Raw genomic sequence first — 6,121 nt, 5'->3', positions numbered from 1 at the left:
TTGCTGCTCCTATTTGAATACTTGTTGTTGTACAAGTAATTGTTCCATCTGTTCCGGCATCTGCTATAGGAAATGCATTTATAGTAATTGTACCTGTTTCACTCAAATTAGGTGTACAACCAACTGTTGTTACTGTATAATTAAAAACACCAGACACACCAAGGTTTGGTGTACCTGAAATGGTAAATACCCCTGCAGAAAAAGAACCTGTAATACCTGCTGGCAAACCGGTAACTGTTGCGCCTGTAGCATCTCCTCCAACGGTATATTCAATATCAGCTATAGCGGTGTTTTCACAAACAGCCTGAGTATTATTTGCGGTATCTAATGTAATCAAACAATCACAAGAAGCTGTAACTACTACATCTCTCTCATATTCGCAACCAAACTCATCAACAACTGTTAAAGTATAAGTATAGGGACCAGCAATTGCAAAAGGACCAACGGTTGGTGAATTTGTTAATTCTGTACCTTGACAAGTTGCACTACCTGGACATAAATCTGGACCTGGATCTGTTACAACAGCACTTGTTGTAGATTGCGCACCTACTGGTACTGCTCCTCCACCAGTCCATGTTGCTGTAACTAAATCTGGAGTAACTGTTTCTAAAGTTGTGTAACATGATGCTGGAAAAGTAAGAGACCAAGTATCTATTACTCCATCATCAAAACCAATATTATCTGTTATTTGAAGAGTCCAAGAACCATTCAAATCAGCACCATCAAGTGATGAAAAAGGATTCGTTGAATTATAAATTAAAGAAGGGTCATAATAATCTCCAATTTCACAAACTCCTGTATAAGCACAAGTACCATTAACTGTAGGAGGAGCTCCTAATTGCGTGGCAGTTGTCCAATCATCAGTTCCGCCAGACGCTACAACGGTATAAGTTGCTGTACAACCTGGTACATTATCATCAGCCCCATCAACACAGTTACCAAAACCTGTTCCACCACCATGTTGGTCATAAACCATAACTGTTTCGCCTGTAGGAGAAATTAGAGAAATTTCTAAATCACCAGAAAAAGAATGTTCTAAATCAAAAGTCAAAGTTGGATAACATCCTGATGCCACAGTTGAACCAGGACCTGAATTAGGGAAAAACCCTGTAAAATCTAATGAAGACGTGTAGCTTACTCCTGAACCATCAGGTAAAGCAACAGTACCTCCTACTACCACAGGTGTTTCTTGAGTTTCCGTTTGAGAAGACACCACGCCTGTAAGCGATATTGATGAACCACAAGCTACATTATAAGTCAATGGTACGCCAGAAAAATCTGGACCAGGCATCACTCTAACTAACTTTGTTACTGCATTAGTACTTCTACAACCATTAGTATCAACCACGTCTACGCTTGCCAAATAAATACCTTCTATTGAGGCGTAAGTATGATTTACTGAACTAGTAGCAGTGATTTGCGTGTTACCATCTCCAAAATCCCATTCATATGACGCAACTGTTTCCGGTACATTAGCGGTAGATCCTGAAGCATCAAAAGCTACCGTTAAAGAACCAGGATTTATTGATGCAGGACCACAAATATCAACCGGTGTAGAATCTAAATTAGCTATAGGAACTGTACAAGGTGTAACACAACTTACAACCGCTTCCCAGCCAAGATCTCTACTAGTTAAATCTGACGTAAATTCAAAAGTAATACAGCCATCTGGACTGGTAGATGTTATAGAGAAAGCGCCTAAAGCACCACCATAAACACCATCTGCAGGTCCAGCATTAGAATTTGCATTCCAATATTCTAAGAAATCGTAAAGCGTTGCGCCAATTGCCTCTGTTTCGAACTGAGAAAAATTTATTTGTATTAAATCCCCAGGTGTAGAAGGACAAAATGTAATTACACTAGATTCTGAGTTTGTATACTGAGAGGGATTACCTGTCCCTGCTCCTCCAGAATCAACGAAAGTACCAGAACATGTATTATATGAATTATTAGAACCATCAGTCATTGTATATGTTTGACCAAACAATAAGCTTAAACTACCTAATAAAAATACGAGAGTTAAAGTAATTTTTTTCATAATTTATTTTATTAGGGTTAACTGTTTTTTTAATTCTTGGTCATATATGTATATGTACCATAACTCATTTACCGTAAAAGATTTTTTAACTTTATTAGATAAACAATTAAAATAATCTCTAGCATCTGAATAATAATTATAGCCTTCTAGATTTTTACTTTTAAGCAATAAAAGTTCTGTTTCGTTAAATTTTAAATATTGTTTATCTACAGCTAAATTTAAATTTTGAGTTAATTTATAGCTGTAATCTATTTTTTCGTATTGTTTTATTGAAAACTTTGCTCCAGGAGGTAAATTAAATTGGCTACCATCTGTTTGAGAGTAAGAAAATTGTATTAAAAAACAAAGTACAAATGCGGAAAAGTACTTACTGAATTTATTGGTGTACATAGTGTTCATAATTGTTATATGTTAACAAATGTTAATTATTTGTAAAAAAACATAAATATTTTAATAATTACAACAAAACAAGAATCTATATATCGGCATTATAACACCATTAATCGAATAAGTAATTACCTATTCTCTATTTAAACAATCTCAGCGCTCAATCCTGCAGAAAGCAACAATGAACACTTAGGCTTCAAATCCCTTAATGAACCAGTTTTTACAACACACTTACCCTTATAATGAACCAATATAGCACATTGCTCTGCTTGCTCTGAAGTATGCTCACAAACATCGACCAAAGTATCAATTACATAGTCGAACGTATTTACGTCGTCATTATACAATACAATCTCGTTGTTATTAACGGTTTGTTTTTTAGTACTAAAATCGATTTTTATTTTTTCTTTAACACTCATAATCAGCAATTTAGAATAGTGATTAATTTTTAAAATGTAATGCAACCCAATTATTACGCTCTAATTGATCAAAAACCATTAATCCGTACTTTTTGCATTCTTTTTCAATAATAGAAATATCTTCGATATAGAATCCACTTAGAAATAAACTAGCATTTTTTGTTAAACAAGAAACATATTCTTTAATATCATTTAGCAAAATATTTCTATTAATATTTGCTATTATAGTATCATATTTTTTACTTTTTAAAAGCGACACATCTCCTTCAAAAACTTGAATATTTTTACAGTTATTACGCTCTACATTTTCTAAACTATTTAAGTAACACCAATTATCTACATCTATAGCATCTATTTTTTTTGCACCTCGCATTTCTGAAAGAATAGCTAAAACTCCTGTACCACAACCCATATCTAAAACCGACTTATTAGTGAAGTCATTTTTAAGTATATGCTGAATCATCATATGTGTAGTTTCATGATGACCTGTTCCAAAACTCATTTTTGGCTCAATTATAATATCATATTTTGTATTAAATTTTTCGTGAAATGGCGCTCTAACAGCACATTTATTATCTACAACTATTGGATTAAAGTTTTTTTCCCATTCTTTATTCCAATTCGTTTGCTCTATCTCTTCTGATGTAAATGTGATTTCAAACTCATTAGATTTTAATATTTGGATATCATCTAAAATAGATTCGTACCATTCCGCTTTTTGAATATAAGCCGTTACGCCATATTCGGTTTCCACAAAACTTTCAAATCCTGCGTAACCTAATTCTGCTATAAGAATTTCCACTCCTAGTTGTAATGGTGATACTTTAAAATAATAACCTAAATATATAATATTTGACATTTTTTAATTTTTAAACTACTTATTTAATGAACTTAACTTGGGTTTAAACACTTGCATTAGTGATTGGACAACTATTGAAACCCTTTACTCTATTTCGGTTTATAAAAAAAAGTGACTTGTGGAAGCACTACTCAAACTTTTCCTGTTGGAGAAACGCCATTAATACTATTAACCTAAAATGCGTTTACTATAGCAAAGAAATCTTCTGCATTTAATGCTGCTCCACCTATTAATCCTCCATCTACATCTGGTTTAGAGAAAATTTCTTGCGCATTATTTGGTTTTACAGAACCACCATATAGTATAGACATATTTTCAGATACATCTTTCCCATATTTATCATTTAAAGTTTTTCGGATAAACTTGTGCATATTTTGTGCTTGTTGCGGACTTGCAGTTTCGCCAGTCCCAATTGCCCAAACTGGCTCGTAAGCTAAAACTATATTTTTAAATACTAATTTATCTAAATGAAATAATGCATTCTTAATTTGAGATGCTACTACTACTTCTTGGTTACCAGCATTTCTATCTGCTAACTCTTCTCCAAAACAGAAAACGACACGTAAATCTGCCGCTAATGCTGCATCTACTTTTTGCTTTAATATTAGGTCTGTTTCACCAAAATACGCACGACGTTCGCTATGCCCTAAAATTACAGTTTGAATTCCAACACTTTTTATCATTGAAGCACTAACCTCTCCGGTATAAGCTCCATTTTTTGCAAAGTGCATATTTTGAGCAGTCACTTCTATTGATGTGTCTTTTAAAGCATTAAAAGCCGAATATAAATTTGTAAATGCTGGAGCAATCATCACCTCTGCATTTCCTCTATTTTTCTGATGTTTTAAATCCGAAATTAAAGCTTCTGTTTGCGATAAATCGTTATTCATTTTCCAGTTTCCTGCTACAATATTTTTTCTCATAATTATTGAGGTTTTAATGCTTTATTTATGTTTTTATCGTCTGCAGATACAGCATTAAAAACAGTAATGTTTTGATTTTTATCGACAACCAAATAACGTGGAATCCAGTCTAAATCCAAAAAGCTTCCAAAATCGCCTTTCCAACCAGATTGCATATAATAATGGTCACCTTTAATATTATGTTTTTCTATTCCTTTTTTCCAACTTGAAATTTTCTTATCTAACGACAAAAATACATAATCTGCCTCAGGAAATTGCGCTTGTAAAGTCTTTACTTTTGGTAATCCTTTTAAGCAATCGCCGCACCAAGAAGCCCAAACATCTATGACTATAGCTTTTCCTTTGTGTTTATTTAAAATATCTTGAAATGTATTTTTACTATCGCTAGTGGTTAAAAACACATCTTTTAATGCCTCTGTCGAAAATTGTGTTGGCTCCACTTGTGCTTTACAGCTTGAGAACGCTATTAATATTATAAGTAAGTATATGTATTTTTTCATAATTTCATCTAAATTCCCTATTCTAATTTTACTTTAGGATCTAGTAACGTATAAATAATATCTACTAAAATATTAATAACAATAAACAATGTAGCTATTACTAAAACGCTTCCCATAATTACAGGTAAATCTAATGTGTTTAATGCATTTACAATTTCTTTTCCCAAACCATTCCAACCAAAAATATATTCCACAAAAACGGCTCCTGCTAACAAAGAAGCAAACCAACCAGATATTGCGGTTACTACAGGGTTTAATGCATTTTTAATAGTATGGTTTTTTATAATCTGAAACTCACTTAAACCTTTAGCTCTTGCAGTTCTAATATAATCCTGGTTCAACACTTCTAGTAAAGAATTTCTCATTAATTGAATAATTACTGCTAATGGTCTAATTCCTAAAACAATTGCTGGTAAAATTAAATTCTTAAGTTTCAAATTAGTTTTCACACCATAATCATCTAACTCAAATAAACTACCTGTCATTTCTAGATTCGTGAATTCATGAAAAATATAACCAAAAAACCAAGCAAATAGAATAGAGCTAAAAAATGAAGGCACACTCATTCCTAAAGTGCTTAAAATCTGAATGGCTTTATCTAAAAACGTGTCTTTATATAGAGCAGAAAAAACACCAAGAAACAAACCTAAAAGCAACGCTATTCCTATAGCTGAAACCGCTAGAACAAATGTATTTGGTAACGTTTCTGACAACACCTGACTTACTTTTTTTCCTTGCTTAGTAAAAGACTCTCTTAAATATGGGAATTTTAAAGCAATATTTGTATTTGCAATAGAAAACAATTCTGCTCCTGAATATTTTTTAGCGTTATAAAACGTATAATCTGTCTCGTTTTTAGAATGAAATGAAAGCGGAGACAAATCATTTACATAATAGAAATATTGAGTGGTTAAAGATTTATCGAAACCATATTTTTGCTTTATTATTTTAAGTTGTTCGCTATCCTCGTTTTGACCTAACATCATTTGTGCTGG

The 6,121-nt window shown here is 32.6% G+C and carries 7 protein-coding genes; all 7 read right to left on the bottom strand.

The features are described 5' to 3' along the window. The coding region (locus tag ACFDSN_RS11525) for a PKD domain-containing protein (protein WP_375240005.1) at window positions 1–2,038 on the bottom strand (2,038 nt) is incomplete at its 3' end. A 3-nt stretch (window positions 2,039–2,041) separates the two neighbouring features. Next, window positions 2,042–2,437, bottom strand: coding sequence for a hypothetical protein (locus ACFDSN_RS11520; protein WP_375240004.1), 396 nt, complete (start codon window positions 2,435–2,437; stop codon window positions 2,042–2,044). 131 nt (window positions 2,438–2,568) lie between these two features. Further along, complete coding sequence (locus ACFDSN_RS11515; RefSeq protein WP_375240003.1) at window positions 2,569–2,844, bottom strand: ATP-dependent Clp protease adaptor ClpS; 276 nt, start codon at window positions 2,842–2,844, stop codon at window positions 2,569–2,571. Between the two features lie 22 nt (window positions 2,845–2,866). Beyond that, window positions 2,867–3,703, bottom strand: a complete 837-nt coding sequence (gene prmA, locus ACFDSN_RS11510) for a 50S ribosomal protein L11 methyltransferase (RefSeq protein WP_375240002.1) — start codon at window positions 3,701–3,703, stop codon at window positions 2,867–2,869. A 173-nt stretch (window positions 3,704–3,876) separates the two neighbouring features. Then, on the bottom strand, window positions 3,877–4,626 hold the full coding sequence (gene tpiA, locus ACFDSN_RS11505) for a triose-phosphate isomerase (RefSeq protein WP_375240001.1): 750 nt from the start codon (window positions 4,624–4,626) through the stop codon (window positions 3,877–3,879). A gap of 2 nt (window positions 4,627–4,628) precedes the next feature. Next, on the bottom strand, window positions 4,629–5,126 hold the full coding sequence (locus ACFDSN_RS11500) for a thioredoxin-like domain-containing protein (protein ID WP_375240000.1): 498 nt from the start codon (window positions 5,124–5,126) through the stop codon (window positions 4,629–4,631). Between the two features lie 17 nt (window positions 5,127–5,143). Continuing rightward, window positions 5,144–6,121, bottom strand: a 978-nt coding sequence (locus tag ACFDSN_RS11495) for an ABC transporter permease (RefSeq protein WP_375239999.1), incomplete at its 5' end; no start/stop codon positions are given.

This window comes from Aurantibacter sp. (genome assembly GCF_042094015.1).
In the GTDB taxonomy this organism is placed as follows: Bacteria; Bacteroidota; Bacteroidia; order Flavobacteriales; family Flavobacteriaceae; genus Aurantibacter.
This window is presented reverse-complemented; position numbering and strand designations above follow the sequence as displayed.